At 64.7% G+C, this 15,415-nt stretch carries 12 protein-coding genes; 7 read left to right on the top strand and 5 right to left on the bottom strand.

The window, feature by feature from the left end:
- Window positions 1-105 precede the first annotated feature (105 nt).
- Complete coding sequence (locus VB618_RS13925) at window positions 106-1,254, bottom strand: DUF3095 domain-containing protein (protein WP_442931785.1); 1,149 nt, start codon at window positions 1,252-1,254, stop codon at window positions 106-108.
- A 30-nt stretch (window positions 1,255-1,284) separates the two neighbouring features.
- A complete protein-coding gene (gene msrB, locus VB618_RS13920) occupies window positions 1,285-1,788 on the bottom strand; it encodes a peptide-methionine (R)-S-oxide reductase MsrB (RefSeq protein ID WP_329797302.1) in 504 nt (167 codons plus the stop codon).
- Between the two features lie 291 nt (window positions 1,789-2,079).
- On the opposite strand from msrB, the gene ileS reads away from it, so the two are divergent.
- The 7 genes from ileS (at window position 2,080) to mutL (ending at window position 12,667) form a co-directional block, all read left to right on the top strand.
- A complete protein-coding gene (gene ileS / locus VB618_RS13915; protein ID WP_329797301.1) occupies window positions 2,080-5,028 on the top strand; it encodes an isoleucine--tRNA ligase in 2,949 nt (982 codons plus the stop codon).
- Window positions 5,029-5,177: 149 nt separating this feature from the next.
- Window positions 5,178-5,648: a signal peptidase II gene (gene lspA, locus VB618_RS13910; RefSeq protein ID WP_329797446.1), complete on the top strand. Its 471-nt coding sequence runs from the start codon at window positions 5,178-5,180 to the stop codon at window positions 5,646-5,648.
- A gap of 85 nt (window positions 5,649-5,733) precedes the next feature.
- On the top strand, window positions 5,734-6,381 hold the full coding sequence (locus tag VB618_RS13905; protein ID WP_329797300.1) for a hypothetical protein: 648 nt from the start codon (window positions 5,734-5,736) through the stop codon (window positions 6,379-6,381).
- 215 nt (window positions 6,382-6,596) lie between these two features.
- Window positions 6,597-7,928 carry a M16 family metallopeptidase gene (locus tag VB618_RS13900; RefSeq protein WP_329797299.1) on the top strand — a complete coding sequence of 444 codons (1,332 nt, stop codon included), beginning with the start codon at window positions 6,597-6,599 and terminating at the stop codon, window positions 7,926-7,928.
- A gap of 28 nt (window positions 7,929-7,956) precedes the next feature.
- On the top strand, window positions 7,957-9,234 hold the full coding sequence (locus VB618_RS13895; RefSeq protein ID WP_329797298.1) for a M16 family metallopeptidase: 1,278 nt from the start codon (window positions 7,957-7,959) through the stop codon (window positions 9,232-9,234).
- Window positions 9,235-9,388: 154 nt separating this feature from the next.
- Window positions 9,389-10,705: a glucose-6-phosphate isomerase gene (locus tag VB618_RS13890; protein WP_329797297.1), complete on the top strand. Its 1,317-nt coding sequence runs from the start codon at window positions 9,389-9,391 to the stop codon at window positions 10,703-10,705.
- A 111-nt stretch (window positions 10,706-10,816) separates the two neighbouring features.
- Entirely contained in the window at window positions 10,817-12,667 is a 1,851-nt protein-coding gene (gene mutL / locus VB618_RS13885; RefSeq protein WP_329797296.1) for a DNA mismatch repair endonuclease MutL, read from the top strand.
- A gap of 46 nt (window positions 12,668-12,713) precedes the next feature.
- Here mutL and VB618_RS13880 read toward each other — a convergent pair whose 3' ends face one another.
- The 3 genes from VB618_RS13880 to VB618_RS13870 form a co-directional block, all read right to left on the bottom strand.
- The gene (locus VB618_RS13880; RefSeq protein WP_329797295.1) at window positions 12,714-13,118 is read right to left on the bottom strand and encodes a PilZ domain-containing protein; all 405 of its coding nucleotides are present in this window, start codon (window positions 13,116-13,118) and stop codon (window positions 12,714-12,716) included.
- 115 nt (window positions 13,119-13,233) lie between these two features.
- On the bottom strand, window positions 13,234-14,277 hold the full coding sequence (gene mgrA / locus VB618_RS13875; RefSeq protein ID WP_329797294.1) for an L-glyceraldehyde 3-phosphate reductase: 1,044 nt from the start codon (window positions 14,275-14,277) through the stop codon (window positions 13,234-13,236).
- 87 nt (window positions 14,278-14,364) lie between these two features.
- Window positions 14,365-15,405, bottom strand: coding sequence for a zinc-dependent alcohol dehydrogenase family protein (locus VB618_RS13870; RefSeq protein WP_329797293.1), 1,041 nt, complete (start codon window positions 15,403-15,405; stop codon window positions 14,365-14,367).
- Window positions 15,406-15,415: the final 10 nt, after the last annotated feature.

The following is a 15,415-nucleotide window of genomic DNA, read 5'->3' as shown; positions in this document are numbered from 1 at the left end:
ACCCCCACCTCCATCTCCTCCCCACAAGGGAGAGGAGGGCCGGTTGAGCCACACTCGTCTTGCGATCCCGGATCTGCGCTGCGCTCCGTCCGGGATGACGATTCTTCACAAGGCCGGCTTCATCGCCTGCGCGGCCATGGCGTAGCCGCCCATAGCGCCGTCGACGAAATGGATGTGGTCGGCTCTGGTGGGCGAGGGGACGAAGCAGGTCATGAGCGCCGCCTCCTGCCGGTGCAGGCCGTGGCGGGCGATGCCCTGCCGTTCCGCTTCCTGCAGAAGGACCTCGAGCCGGTCGGCCAGGGCGGGCGTGCAGTCGAGCGTCATCCGCAGGCCATCGTCGAACTTGCGAAAGTCCGTGTTCTCGACGAGTTGGTGGCGGTACCGGGTGGGATCGAAGCCGCCGAACGAGCGGCCTGTCCGGAAGATCATGAACGCGGCCAGGCGCCCGGCTGCGAGCTGCAGCACGGGCCACAGGTGAAATCCGCCTGTTCTCACGGTTTTAGCCTCGATTCCAAAACCTTGGAACGGAGATGCAAGCGGAGGCCCCCGGTCCGACATCGGGCGACCTGCTTCCTGACCTTCCGCCAGGACGAGCACCTTGTTGACGAGAGTGTTGAAAGCCTCGGGATCTGTGGTTGCGGTGGGGAGGATGATCAGGGAGAGGATGACGCCGCGCTCCGGCGTGATCTCGTCGAAGCGGCAGCTCAGGCCGGTCAGGTCCGGCAGGGTGCCCGATGGAGCCGGTGGAATGGCGAAGACGCCTCCCTTCATCTGCCGCTCGGCGTAGGCCAGGCCGCCGCCCGCGAACATGGCATAGAACACGTCCGGTGAGGCGGAAAACCGGGCGATACGCACGTCGTGACCTTGTGCCCTGATGTCTGACACCGGCACGAGGGCGATGCGCAGTTCGAAGCCGAAGGCATCCCGCACCCAGGCTGCGACGGCGCTCAGCGCCTCCCGGGCGAGATCGGATTGAGAGGCCGGTAGCGCGAAGCTCGCGCCGTCGCCCCCGAATACGAAGGGAAATTCGCTCGTGCCGAGCTTGTTCGCCACCGCCGCGATGACGGCGGCGGCAGCCGTGTTGACCTCCTTATAGCGTCCCGACTGGATCGCCGCAGTGGAGCGGACGATGTCGCTGAGGCCGAGCACCCAATCGTCCGGAACGGGCATGTAGCGTCCGGGATCGGTCAGGTCGGAGAAATGATCGAAGACCGGCAGGCGGGCGTAGAAATCGCCGCCCATCCTGCTCTCCATGTCCTGCCGGCTCGCCTCCATGGGGAGGCCCTAGCCCACCGACTCACCCTCGGGCGCGCCGCGACCCAGGTCGTCCGGCAGCGGATCGCCGTCGGCCACGAAGCGCATCGAGACCGAATTCATGCAGTAGCGCTCGCCGGTCGGGGGAGGGCCGTCGTTGAAGACGTGACCCAGGTGGCCCTCGCAGCGGGCGCAGCGGATCTCCGTGCGGACCATGCCGTAGCTGGAGTCGCGCACGAAGGCGACGTGATCGCGGTCGATGGGATCGAAGAAGCTTGGCCAGCCGGTGCCGGATTCGAACTTGGTGCCGGCATTGAACAGGGGCAGGCCGCAGAGGCGGCAGCAATAGGTGCCCTTGTCCTTGGCCTCGTTGAAGATGCCGCAGAAGGGCCGCTCCGTGCCATGCTCCAGGAGAACGCGGCGCTCCTCGTCGTCGAGGTTGTTCACGAGAGCGCGGAACTGCTCAGGCGCCGGCGGCGTGAGGTCGAAGCCTGCACGGGAACGCCGGTCGGCCGTGGTGGTCGAGTCTGCCATGGTTTGATCCTTCCTGCCGTAGCCTGTCGGAGAGAGTGTAATGCTGGGTTCCGCTCATAAATAGGGACCCGCTCCCGGAATCACCACGCTTTATTATCCGGCCCGGCGCTGTTAAAAGGCTCCCTATGCCCATGGTTTCTCAGGCCCTGCCGGCGGCCCGGATAGGCGCGGCGCGAATTATCGGCCCGGCTTTCGCATGACCTGCGAAGGTCCGGGATCCTAGCCGTTCGTCCCTGAGATAAGCCCGATGCGCCCGTCTGTACCCGGGCCACACAGACCTGATTGACCGTTATGACCGATAAGCCTGAAAGCGCTGCCCGCGACTATTCCGAAACCCTGTTCCTGCCCCAGACCGAGTTCCCGATGCGGGCCGGCCTGCCGCAGCGGGAGCCGCTGCTCCTGCAGCGTTGGAACGAGAACCGGCTCTACGAGCGCCTGCGCGAGGTCCAGAAGGGCCGTCCGCGTTTCGTGCTTCATGACGGGCCTCCCTATGCCAACGGCAACATCCATATCGGCCACGCCCTCAACAAGATCCTGAAGGATCTCGTCGTCCGCTCGCAGGGCATGCTGGGCTTCGATTCCAACTACGTGCCCGGCTGGGACTGCCACGGCCTGCCGATCGAATGGAAGATCGAGGAGGAGTACCGCGCCAAGGGCAAGAACAAGGACGACGTGGACATCGTCGAGTTCCGCCGCGAGTGCCGGGCCTTTGCCGAGAAGTGGATCGACGTGCAGCGCGAGGAGTTCAAGCGCCTCGGCGTCGAGGGCGACTGGACGAACCCGTACCAGACCATGTCCTTTGACGCGGAAGCGCAGATCGCCCGCGAGATCATCAAGTTTGCGGTAAGCGACCAGCTCTATCGCGGCTCGAAGCCCGTGATGTGGTCCGCTGTCGAGAAGACCGCTCTGGCCGAGGCCGAGGTCGAGTATCACGAGAAGACCTCCACGACGATCTGGGTGAAGTTCAAGATCACCAATACGCTGGACGGCGATCTCGACGGCGCCTCGGTTGTGATCTGGACGACGACTCCCTGGACGATTCCGGCCAACCGCGCCATCGCCTATGGCGAGAACATCGCCTACGGCCTCTACACGGTGACGGAAGCGGCCGACGACAACTGGGCCAAGGTGGGCGACCGGTTCGTCATCGCCGACAAACTCGCGGCCGATGTCTTCGCTGCTGCACGGGTCGCAGGGTTTGAGCGCGTCAAGGACGTGCTGCCGGTGATGCTCGAGCGCTGCGCGCATCCGTTCCGCGGGTTGGAGGGCGCGAACGGCTACTGGGATTTTGGTGTGCCGGTGCTGCCAGCCGACTACGTCACCGACGACGCAGGCACGGGTTTCGTTCACACGGCTCCCGGCCACGGCGCTGACGACTACAACACGTATGTGAAGCATCGCGACGTATTCGCGGCCTGCGGCACACGGGAGGTGCCGCATACGGTGTCGCCGGATTCGTCCTACTTCCCCGACGTGCCGTTCTTCGCGGGCGAGCGCATCTACGACGATAAGGGCAAGGATGCGGGCGCTAACGAAGCCGTCATCAAGAAGCTCGTCGAGGTCGGTGCGCTGATTGCGCGTGGCCGCCTCAAGCACCAGTATCCCCATTCCTGGCGCTCGAAGGGCCCGCTGATCTTCCGCAACACGCCGCAATGGTTCATCTCCATGGACAAGCCGCTCGATGACAAGGGCGATACGCTCCGTCAGCGCGCGCTCCATGGCATCAAGACCGTCGAGTGGGTGCCGGAAAGCGGCGAGAACCGCATTAACGGCATGATCGAGAACCGTCCTGACTGGGTGGTGTCGCGCCAGCGCGCCTGGGGCGTGCCGATTGCGGTCTTCGTGAAGAAGGGAAGCAACGAGATCCTCAAGGATGAACGCGTCAACAACGCCATCGCCGAGGCCTTCGAACAGGAGGGCGCCGACGCGTGGTATGCGGATGACGGTTCGCGCTTCCTCAAGCCCTTCGGCTACGATTTGAACGATTTCGACAAGGTCAACGACATCCTCGACGTGTGGTTCGATTCAGGCTGCACGCATGCCTTCGCGCTGGAGAAGCGCGAGGACCTGAGGGTGACACGCAAGGTCGATGGCGGCCCCGATCAGGTCATGTACCTGGAAGGCTCCGACCAGCATCGCGGCTGGTTCCATTCGTCGCTCTTAGAGAGCTGCGGCACACGCGGCCGCGCGCCCTATGACATCGTGTTGACCCACGGTTTCGTTCTGGACGAGAAGGGCCAGAAGATGTCGAAGTCGCTCGGCAATGTGGTCGCCCCGCAGAAGGTGATCCAGGATTCGGGCGCCGACATCCTGCGCCTGTGGGTGGCGGCATCCGACTACTCGGACGACCTGCGCATCGGCCCGGAGATCCTGAAGACCTTTGTCGAGACCTATCGCAAGCTGCGTAACACGATCCGCTGGATGCTGGGCTCGCTGGCGCATTTCCGCGAGGCCGACAAGGTCGCTTTCAACGAGATGCCGGAGCTGGAGCGTTTCGTGCTGCACCGTCTCGCTGAACTCGACGGCGAGATGCGCGAAGCCTACAGCACCTTCGATTACAAGCGGGTGATCGCGCTCCTCAACTCGTTCATGACTACGGACCTGTCGGCATTCTATTTCGACATCCGCAAGGACGCGCTCTATTGCGATCCGATCTCGAGCAAGGTGCGCAAGAGCGCGCTCACCGTGATCGACCAGACCTTCCGCCGCGTGGCGACTTGGATCGCGCCGATCCTGGCCTTCACGGCCGAGGAGGCGTGGCTTGAGCGCTATCCGGAGGCCGAGTCGGTGCATCTCGAAACCTTCCCTGACGTGCCGGCGGAGTGGCGCGACGAGGCGCTCGCCGAGCGCTGGTCGAAGGTGCGCCGCGTGCGCCGTGTCGTCACGGGTGCGCTCGAGATCGAGCGTGCGCAGAAGCGCATCGGTGCGAGCCTTGAAGCCGCTCCCGTGGTTCACATCGCGGATGAAAGCCTGTTCAAGGCCGTGCAGGGTCTCGACCTTGCCGAGATCTCCATCACGTCCGGCATCCAGGTGGTGCAGGGCGAGGGGCCAGCCGAGGCCTTCCGCCTCGAGGATGTGAAGGGCGTGGCCGTTGTGCCCGCCCTCGCTCAAGGCCGCAAATGCGCCCGGTCGTGGAAAGTCACCCCGGAGGTGGGCACGGATGCCGATTACCCGGATGTGACACCTCGCGACGCTGCGGCCCTGCGGGAGTGGGACCAGCTCAAGGCGGCAGCGGAATGAGCAAGCCAAACGAGACCGGCGCGCCGCTTCCCGACGCAGGAACGACCTCTCAGGCTGGCCCGCAGCGCCCTGGCGCTGCGACGCGTCCGCGCAGCTCGAGGAGTTCCGGCAAGAGCCGCACGGCTCGCAAAAGCCTCTCAACTGCTGCGATCCTCGGCTTTTCCGCCGCCCTGATCACACTCATCCTCGATCAGGCGACAAAGCTCTACACCCTGTTCGTCTATGACCTGCCGGTGAAGGAGCCCGCAGAGATCGCGCCCTTCATTAACCTGATCGTGGTCTGGAATCGCGGCATCTCCTATGGGCTGTTCCAGCAGAACTCGGAGCTCGGCCGCTGGGCATTGGTCGTCATATCGATCCTTGCCTCCATCGGCTTAAGCGTCTGGATCCACCGCACCTCGGCCAAGCTCCTGGCCACATCCCTCGGCCTGATTGTCGGCGGGGCCATCGGCAACGTCATCGACCGGATCGCCTATGGGGCCGTGTTCGACTTCATCCAGTTCCACATCGGCACATGGTCCTGGTACGTGTTCAATGTGGCCGATGCCGCCATCGTTGCGGGGGTGATCGGTTTGCTTTATGACTCCTTCGTCCTGGAAGGGCGCCGAGCGAAGAAATGATATTTTGGAGCGCCCGGCTGCCATATGTTCGCCAGAATGAGCGATCAGGCCTTCCAGCCACAACGAGAAACCAATGGTGGGTGCCATGAAGGGAATGAAAATCGTAGGGTGCGCGGGGGCTCTGGCGCTTCTGGTCGCCGCTACCGGCGCTTCGGCGCAGGAGGGCGAGGCCGTCAAGAGCCTGCTCGGCAGCATCGGCATCATTCCCAAGGAGAAGGACCCCATCGTTTACAACGAGCGTGCTCCTCTCGTGCTCCCGCCGAGCATGAATCTGCCCGCTCCCGCGCAGGGCGGCGGTGCCGAGGCGCGTAACGGCAACTGGCCGAAGGACCCTGACGTCGCAGCCCGCCGCAAGGCAGCGGCCGAGGCCCGGACCCCTTGGACCAGCTCCGAAGCCTACAAGCTCAATGAAGGCCGCCGCCTCTCCATCGAAGAGATGCGAGCCGGCCGCAACCCGAACAACATCGCCACGACGGCCCCCGTCCGCTCCGGCGCGCAGGCCGATATGAGCCGCATGACTCCGGACGAGCTGCGCTCCTACGCGACGTCGGACGATGACGTGAAACTTCAGGGTGACGGGTTGGAGCGCCGCTACCTCAGCGATCCTCCGGCAACGCTCCTTAAGGCCCAGGGGGGCGGCAGGCTCAAGGCCTCGGCCGATCCGATGGTCAACGGCGATCCTGAAGGCCCTCAGGCCTTCATCCGCCAGCAGCAAGAGCGTCGGCGGCAATAGCCATTCTCTCTTCTCTCTTTTTCAGGCGAACGGGGCTCCCCCGCTTCGCCTGAAAACGTTATGGGGTCCTGAAAGGCCAAGTTCGGTTCGCCTCCCGGTGCGAACCGCCTCCCCACCGGAAAGTTTCGCGGCCTCGCTTGCGTACCCCCCCAATTTGACTATTCCCGTAGGTCTGATCCTGCGAAACGATTTGATGTCGCCAAGGTTGAAACGTCATGGACACTGCCTCTAAGCCCATTCTTCGCGCCGACGCCGCTTCCTTCGGGCGGACGGAAGGCAGTGGCCCGAACCTGTCCTCCTTCACCCTGGACAACGGTCTCGATGTGGTAGTCATCCCCGATCATCGCGTTCCCGTGGTCACGCACATGATCTGGTATCGCAACGGTTCGGCGGACGATCCGATCGGCCAGTCGGGCATTGCGCACTTCCTCGAGCACCTGATGTTCAAGGGCACGGAGAAGCACCCGGCCGGTGAGTTCTCCAAGGTCGTGTCCGGCCTCGGCGGCCAGGAGAATGCGTTCACGTCCTTCGATTACACAGCCTATTTCCAGCGCGTTGCCCGCGAGAACCTCAAGACCATGATGGAGTTCGAGGCCGACCGCATGACGAACCTCCTCCTGGAGGAGGCCGTCATCGCTCCGGAGCGGGACGTGGTGCTGGAAGAGCGCCGCATGCGTGTCGAGACCGATCCTTCGGCGCAACTGTCCGAGGCCATGGCCGCCTCGCTCTTCGTGCATCATCCTTACGGCATTCCGATCATCGGTTGGATGCACGAAATCGAGACCCTCAACCGCGAGCACGCCCTCGACTATTACCGCCGCTTCTACACGCCCGAGAACGGCATCCTCGTGGTTGCCGGTGACGTGACCGAGGACGAGGTGCGGCGCCTCGCCGACACCACCTATGGCCGCATCGCGCCGCAGGGCAAGCGGCCGACCCGCGTGCGTCCGCGCGAGCCGGAGCCGGTGGCAGCACGCCACATCACCGTGGCGGATCCCAAGGTCGAGCAGCCGACGATGCAGCGGCTCTATCTCGTGCCGTCCTGCCGCACCGCATCCCAGCGCGACTGCTATTCGCTCGAACTGCTTGCCGAGGTCATCGGCGGCGGGCCGACCTCGTATCTCTATCGCAAGCTCGTCATGGAGCGCGGCATCGCGGTCAACGCGGGCGCCTGGTACATGTCCTCCGCCATGGAGGACACCCGTTTCTGCGTCTATGCGGTTCCGTCTGAGGGCGTGTCGCTGCAGGCGCTGGAAGAGGCTGTGGATCAGGTGCTCAAGACGATCCCGTCTGAGGCTCTGGATGGGGATTCCATCGAGCGTGCCAAGACGCGCCTTGTGGCGGAGACGATCTATTCCACCGACAGCCAGTCCTCGCTCGCCCGCATCTACGGTTCGGCGCTCGCCATCGGCGAGACCATCGAGGAGGTGCGGCGTTGGCCGGTCGAGATCGAGACTGTTCTCAAGGGCGACCTGGCCTCAGCCGCCGAGCGCTATCTCATCCCCCGCCGTTCCGTGACGGGCTACCTGCAGAAGTCGGCTTCTTGAGCGGCCTGCCCCAGAATTTGAGGTCACAATGACAGCTTCTGTCGAAACCCTGTCTTCGTCTCCGACCCAGGTGAAGGCGCTCACCTCGGCCGGCGGTGTCGAGGTCTGGCACGTCGAATCCGACGTGGTGCCGCTGATTGCCGTGTCGTTCATTTTTGAGGGCGGTTCGGCGCATGATCCTGAGACTAAGCCGGGCGTGGCGCAGATGCTGGCGCGGCTGCTCGACGAGGGTGCCGGCGAGTACGATTCCGACGCGTTCCAGGAGCGCTTGGCGGCGCGTGCCATCGAGCTGTCCTTCAATGCCGGCAACGACGCGCTCGGCGGCTCCCTGAAGACACTGGTCAAGCATGCGGACGAGGCTTTCGAGCTGCTGCGCTTGGCTCTCGCCGAGCCGCGTTTCGATCAGGATTCCATCGAGCGCGTGCGCGCCCAGACGATTGCCGGCCTGAAATACCAGCAGAACGATCCCGGTGTGATGGCGACCCGCCGTTTCTTCGAGGAAGGTTTTGCGGGGCATCCCTACGGTCGCCCGACCTCCGGTACGCCAGAGAGCGTCGCGGCGATCACGCGGGACGATCTCGTGGCCATGCATCGGGCGATCATCGCCCGCGGCCGCGTCAAGATCGCGGTCGTGGGCGCCATCGGGGCCGACAATCTGTCAGCGCTGCTCGACCGGGTGTTCGGCTCCCTGCCCGAAGCGAAGCCTCTCGGAATCATCGAGCCCGCGACGCTGCAGAAGATCGGCTCGCGCATCGTGGTCGATCTCGACGTGCCGCAATCGGTCATCCGTTTCGGCATGAACGGCATCGCCTGGAGCGACCCAGGCTTCATTCCTGCCTATGTGCTCAACCATATCCTCGGCGGCGGCGCCTTCACGTCCCGCCTGTTTCAGGAAGTGCGCGAGAAGCGCGGCCTTGCCTACAGCGTCGGCACATCGCTGGTGAGTTACCGCTCCGCCGCCATGACCTGGGGCTATACGGCCACCAAGAACGAGCGTGTTGTCGAGGCCCTCGATGTCATCACCGGCGAGATGGAAAAGCTCACGAGTGAAGGTCCGTCCGACGAGGAACTGCAGAAGGCGAAGGACTATCTCATCGGCTCTTATGCGCTCGGCTTCGACACCTCGACAAAGATCGCCCATACGCTGGCCCAGATCGCCTTCGAGGGCCTCGGCATCGACTATATCGGCCGCCGCAATGCCCTTGTCGGTGCGGTGACCCAGGCCGATATCCGCAAGGCTGCCGAGCGCATCTTCGGCGATGGCCAGATGCTGACGGTGATTGCGGGACGACCGACCGGGGTGTGAGTTCGTCCTGATGGCCGGGCATGCGTTGGGCTTATCAGGCAGAATAGCGAGCGGGTCTGCCCCTTGTGCAGTGGGCATTCCGGCTTAGCCCTAGCCGTGCTCCCCTCCGTGCCCTAATCTTGCGCTCCAACTTGCACCGAGTCGGAGTACGCCTATGCCTTTGCAGCAATCGATCGATCTTGCCCTGGATGCCACTATCGGGGAGGGCGGTCTGCCGCAGGCGGCGCTGGACGAGGCGCTCGCGCTCGTAGGCCAAGCCATGAAGCGGCTTGCGGAGGACGATTCCTCAGGGCGACTGCCGCTGCTCCATATGCCTCGGACCACGGACGACTTGGCGAGCATCCGCGAGGCGGCGACCTTCCTGCGCGACGATGCCACCGATGTGGTGTTCCTCGGCACGGGCGGATCGAGCCTCGGCGGCCAGACCCTGGCACAGCTGAGGGATTATGCGGTGCCGGGTGCCGGGCGCTTCACCGAGAGCCCGCGGGTCCACTTCCTCGACAATCTCGACCCCATCACCTTCGATCGGGTGCTGCACAAGCTGCCGCTCTCCTCGACCAAGTTCGTGTCGATCTCGAAATCCGGCGGCACGGGCGAGACCCTGATGCAGACGATCGCCGTGCTCACGGCCTTGGACAAGGCAGGCTTGAGCGCCCACCCGAAGGACGTGTTCCTCGGCCTCTCCGAGCCGCGGAAGCAGGGCGTCCGAAATGCGCTGCGCGATCTGCTGGAGCCCGAAGGCGTGCGGTTTCTCGAACATCACACCGGCATCGGCGGGCGCTACTCGGTGCTCACCAATGTGGGCCTCTTGCCGGCAGCCGTGCTCGGCCTCGATATCGCAGCCATCCGCCAGGGTGCCGCGGATGCCTATGAGCCTTTCCGCAATGGAGCTGCGGCCAAGGACGCCCCGGCCGCGCTCGGTGCGGCTCTCAACGTTGCCATGGCCCGCGACGGCAAGGGCATCACCGTGGCCATGGGCTATGCGGATCGGCTCGAGCGCTTCACCCGCTGGTGGGTTCAGCTCTGGGCCGAGAGCATCGGCAAGGATGGCCACGGCACTCAGCCGGTGGCCGCCATCGGGCCGGTGGACCAGCACAGCCAGCTTCAGCTCTATCTTGCTGGCCCCAACGACAAGCTCTTCACCGTCATGACCACGGGCGTTGCGGGCAAGGGGCCGCTCATGGACGAGAGGCTCGCCAAGCGGGCCGGCGAGCCGGGATTCGGCGGCAAGCATATCGGTGACCTCGTGGCCGCGCAGGGGCGCGCCACCGCCGATACGCTGGCCCGCAACGGCCGCCCGACCCGCCAGATCCACATCGAGAAGCTCGATGAGCGCGCGGTGGGCGAACTCCTCATGCACTTCATGCTGGAGACGATTCTGGCCGGCTATGCACTCGGCGTCGATCCGTTCGACCAGCCGGCTGTGGAGGAGGGCAAGATCCTGGCGAAGCAATACCTGTCGCAAGGATAGTTGCCCCTCGTCAACGGGACGGGAGAGCAGGGGAACAAGGGCGTGCGTTCTGGTTTTCGGCGCCCTCAGTCCTTATCTTCCCGTTATTGAATCTGAAAGTTGAATGCCCTCATGCACGTCCGCCGCCTCGATCCCATCCTCGTCGACCGCATCGCTGCGGGCGAGGTCGTCGAGCGCCCGGCGGCGGCCGTGAAGGAGCTGATCGAGAACGCGGTCGATGCGAATGCTACCTCCATCGAGATTGCCGTGGAGGCAGGCGGGCGCCGCCTGATCCGCATCGTCGACGATGGCCGGGGCATGACGCCCGAGGATCTGGAGCTTGCGGTCGAACGGCACGCTACGTCCAAGCTGCCGGACGGCGACCTGTTCGCCATCAACACGCTAGGCTTCCGCGGCGAGGCCCTGCCGTCCATCGGCGCAGTGGCGCGGCTCGCCATCGTGTCCCGGACAGTTGAGGCCGAGACCGGCAGCGCCATCGTGGTGGAGGCGGGCGTGAAAAGTCCGGTGCGGCCCGCACCCGCGCCGAAAGGCACCCGGGTCGAGGTGACGGACCTGTTTTCCGCCACGCCCGCGCGCCTGAAATTCCTCAAGAGCGACCGCTCGGAGGCGCAGGCTGTGGCCGAGATCGTCAAGCGGTTGGCCATCGCGCATCCCACTATCCGCTTCACCTTGTCGGGCGAGCACATCACGGCGTTCACCTATCCGCCCGAGGAGCCAGGCGAGCACGGTTTCCTGCGCCGCCTCTCGCGTGTGCTGGGGCCTGAGTTTCACGAGAACGCCATGGCCATCGGCGTTGAGCGGGAAGGCGTGCGGCTCGCCGGTTTCGCGAGCCTGCCCACCTTCCATCGCGGCACCGGAACTTCCATCCATTTCGTGGTCAACGGGCGGCCCGTGCGCGACAAGCTGCTGCTCGGAGCGGTGCGTGGCGCCTATGCGGATGTGATGGCGTCCGACCGGCACCCGGTGCTTGCCATCATGATCGATCTCGATCCGCGTGCCGTCGACGTAAACGTGCATCCGGCCAAGACGGAGGTGCGCTTCCGCGATCCGAATTTCGTGCGCGGTTTCGTGGTGGCGGCCCTGAAGGAAGCGATCACCCGCTACGCCTTTCGTGCTTCCTCGACGGGCGGTACGCGCACGCTGGAGAGCCTGCGCCCGCAAGGCGCAATGTCAATGCGTCCGGCCTATCCGCACCGCACCCATGCGATCCGCCCCACTGGCGCTTTCGCCAATTGGCAGGCACCGCTCGATTCTCCCGAACCATCCTACACAGCGAGTCACGGCCTTGCAGAGAGGCAGGCGAGCCTGCCCGATCTCGCTGCGCCCTCTGCCGATAGCCGCGCGACGCTGCACGAGGTGGAGCCCCAATCGGAGGAGTCGCCGCTCGGTGCTGCACGGGCACAGCTGCATGGCACCTACATCGTGGCGCAGACGCAGGACGGCATCGTCATCGTCGACCAGCATGCGGCGCATGAGCGCCTCGTCTATGAGCGCCTGAAGCGCGAGCGCACCTCGTCCGGCATCGCCCGGCAATTGCTGCTCATCCCCGAGGTGGTCGATCTCGATCCGGTGGATGCGGACCGGGTGCTTGCGGAGGCCGCTTCGCTTGAGGGTCTCGGCCTCGTGGTCGAGCCGTTCGGTCACGGCGCGCTTCTCGTGCGCGAGGTGCCATCCGCCTTGGCGGGCGGGCGCATCAAGGCACTGGTGCAGGACGTGGCCGATGCGCTCGCCGAATGGGGGCAGGGCGCTTCAAGTCCGCTTGAGGAGCGGCTCGATGCGGTTCTCTCGCGCATGTCCTGCCACGGCTCGATCCGCGCTGGGCGGCGGCTGCGGCCTGAGGAAATGAACGCTCTGTTGCGCGAGATGGAGGCGACGCCGATGTCGGGCCAGTGCAACCACGGGCGGCCGACCTACGTTGAGCTCAAGTTGAGCGACATCGAGCGCCTGTTCGGACGGCGCTGACGCGTGCCTGTCTGAGCGCTTCGCTTGTAGAAGCGCGCGAGTGAAGTCAGATGCTGGTCTGCCAGAGCTTGAGGTTCTTGCGCGCCGGTTTAGCCGCAAGATGGGCCGGCATGGCAGCCTGATCCAGGCAATCCTCAAAGGTGAGCGTCCGCGGCACTTCCGCGATCACAACGGCATCGGCCTCGTCTGAGCTGAAAGCGATCCCGGCGAAAGCACCTCTGCGCCAGCACACCCGCGCCCGGCGGACCTGCAGGTCGTGGGCTGCGATGAACAGCTCGAAGGTCTCAGGGAGATCCATCTGCGGCTTCAGGGCAATCCTGGCGCCGCCGGTCGAGATGTCCCGCACCATGCAGGGGATCATCGCGTCAGGCCCCAGCAGGATCTGCGCCGGATGATGGGCGGGAAAGCGCCTGGCGTGCCGGCGGTTGTCGGAGGCAGTGACGGGGACCATGGAAGCGACCTGGGACAAATGGCCAATGAAGCTTTGCATTAACCATTTGTTAACCGGCTTCTCAAGTCCCTCGAAAGAGGTATCCCCGAAGAGACTGGGGATTGCGCGTCCCGTCTTAGCGAGAAGGACCCGTCCGCTCAGCGGAAGCCGCCCAGATGTTCAGGTTGCCCTCGCCGGCGAAGCGGTCGATCTCGGCGAGTTCATTGGGCGTGAACGACAGGTTCTTGAGTGCGCCGACGCAGTCGACGACCTGCTCGGGGCGGCTCGCGCCGATGAGCGCCGAGGTGACGCGTCCGTCGCGCAGCACCCAGGCGAGCGCCATTTGCGCCAGAGTCTGCCCGCGCTGATCGGCAATGCCGTTGAGGCCGCGAATGCGGACCAGATTGTCCTCACTGAGAAAGCTCGTGCGCAGGGACTTGCCTTGCGCGGCGCGGCTCTCGTCGGGAATGCCGTTCAGGTATTTCGTGGTCAGCATGCCCTGCGCCAGCGGCGAGAACACGATGGAGCCCATGCCGACATCATCGAGGGTGTCGAGCAGTCTGTCCTCCTCGATCCAGCGGTTGAGCATGGAATAGCTCGGCTGGTGGATGATGCACGGGGTCTTGAGCTCGCGCAGGATCGCAACCGCCTCGCGGGTGCGCTGGCTGTTGTAGGACGAGAGGCCGACATAGAGCGCCTTGCCCTGCCGGACCGCCGAGTCCAGCGCCAGCATGGTCTCTTCGAGCGGCGTCTCCGGGTCGAAGCGGTGGGAGTAGAAGATGTCCACATAATCGAGCCCCATCCGCTTGAGGCTCTGGTCGAGGCTGGAGAGCACATATTTGCGGCTGCCCCATTCGCCATAGGGGCCGGGCCACATGCGGTAGCCCGCCTTGGTGGAGATCACCAGCTCGTCGCGCAGGCCATGGAACTCGCTGCGCAGGATCTCGCCGAACAGGGTTTCGGCAGAGCCCGGGGGAGGGCCGTAATTGTTGGCGAGGTCGAAATGCGTGATGCCGAGATCGAAGGCCGTGCGGCAGATCTCCCGCGCGGTCGCAGTGGATTTGTCCTCACCGAAATTGTGCCAGAGCCCCAGCGATATCGCCGGCAGCAAGAGCCCGCTGTGTCCGCACCGGTTGTAGATCATTTCATCATAGCGATTTTCAGCGGGCAGATAGGCCATCGATCTCTCCAGCGCAGCAACAGGGCAGAAGACTTACATAGCGCGCTTGGCGCGCCTTCAACAATGCGAGCTTAGCGTTCATTATATCTAGAAGCGCGTGACGACGCTGATCCCGAGCCCTTCGAACCGGTCCATCGCCATCAGGGCGGCGGGCGCCTCATCCAGGCTCAGATGTTTGCCGACGAGCTTTTGCGGCGCGAGCCTGCCGGTACGGATCATGTTCATCATGTCCTGATAGCGGAAGGCCTGCATGCCGTGGCTGCCGTAGATCTCCAGCTCATGCGCAATCACTTGAGCCATCGGCACGGATGCGCGAGCGTGATCGCCCACCATTAGACCAACCTGCACGTGACGCCCGCGGCGGCGCAGGTTGGCGATGGAGTTGAAGCAGGTCGTTGGGCTGCCCAGGGCGTCGATGGAGACATGAGCTCCGCCCCTGGTGATCTCCTTGACCGCGCCGATGACATCCGTGCTTTCACGCGCATTCACGGTCGCCACAGCGCCCATTCCACGCGCGAAGGCGAGCTTCCCATCGGTCACATCAACGGCGATCACGTTCGCCCCCATGGCGCTTGCAATCATGATCGCCGAGAGCCCAACTCCGCCGCAGCCGTGAACGGCAACCCATTCGCCGGGTTTCACCCGGCCTTGGTCGACGATGGCGCGAAACGACGTGACAAACCGGCAGCCGAGGCTAGCGGCTGTCGCAAAATCAAGCTCCTCCGGCAGCGCCACAAGGTTCGTGCCCGCGTAGTCGACGGCCACATATTCGGCGAACGATCCCCAGGCCGTGAAGCCCGGCTGGAACTGCTGCTCGCAAACTTGATGGTTGCCGGAGTTGCACTCGTGGCAGTGCCCACATCCCCCGACGAACGGCACGGTGACACGGTCGCCCTTCTTCCAGCGCGTCACCTGCTTTCCGGTGCTGAGAACGGTACCCGCCAACTCGTGCCCCGGCACATGCGGCAGCACCACGTCAGGGTCATGCCCCATCCAGCCATGCCAGTCGCTCCGGCACAGGCCCGTTGCCTCGACCTTGATCACGACACCCTCAGCCGAAGGCGCGGGATCCGGCACATTCTGCACGCGGGGCGGCTGGCCGAACCGCTCGAAGAGAACCGCTTTCATGATGAGCCCT

The organism is Microvirga sp. CF3062 (assembly GCF_036314045.1).
In the GTDB taxonomy this organism is placed as follows: domain Bacteria; phylum Pseudomonadota; class Alphaproteobacteria; order Rhizobiales; family Beijerinckiaceae; genus Microvirga.
Note: the sequence above shows the minus strand (reverse complement) of the source record. Positions and strands in the feature narration are given on the sequence as shown.

Bases quoted from the DNA above. Each gene is read 5' to 3' on its own strand.
- VB618_RS13870 (WP_329797293.1), bottom strand. From the start codon at position 15,405: ATGAAAGCGGTTCTCTTCGAGCGGTTCGGCCAGCCGCCCCGCGTGCAG.
- VB618_RS13890 (WP_329797297.1), top strand. From the start codon at position 9,389: ATGCCTTTGCAGCAATCGATCGATCTTGCCCTGGATGCCACTATCGGG.
- ileS (WP_329797301.1), top strand. From the start codon at position 2,080: ATGACCGATAAGCCTGAAAGCGCTGCCCGCGACTATTCCGAAACCCTG.
- mgrA (WP_329797294.1), bottom strand. From the start codon at position 14,277: ATGGCCTATCTGCCCGCTGAAAATCGCTATGATGAAATGATCTACAAC.
- VB618_RS13895 (WP_329797298.1), top strand. From the start codon at position 7,957: ATGACAGCTTCTGTCGAAACCCTGTCTTCGTCTCCGACCCAGGTGAAG.
- VB618_RS13925 (WP_442931785.1), bottom strand. From the start codon at position 1,254: ATGGAGAGCAGGATGGGCGGCGATTTCTACGCCCGCCTGCCGGTCTTC.
- VB618_RS13905 (WP_329797300.1), top strand. From the start codon at position 5,734: ATGAAGGGAATGAAAATCGTAGGGTGCGCGGGGGCTCTGGCGCTTCTG.
- VB618_RS13880 (WP_329797295.1), bottom strand. From the start codon at position 13,118: ATGGTCCCCGTCACTGCCTCCGACAACCGCCGGCACGCCAGGCGCTTT.
- mutL (WP_329797296.1), top strand. From the start codon at position 10,817: ATGCACGTCCGCCGCCTCGATCCCATCCTCGTCGACCGCATCGCTGCG.
- VB618_RS13900 (WP_329797299.1), top strand. From the start codon at position 6,597: ATGGACACTGCCTCTAAGCCCATTCTTCGCGCCGACGCCGCTTCCTTC.
- msrB (WP_329797302.1), bottom strand. From the start codon at position 1,788: ATGGCAGACTCGACCACCACGGCCGACCGGCGTTCCCGTGCAGGCTTC.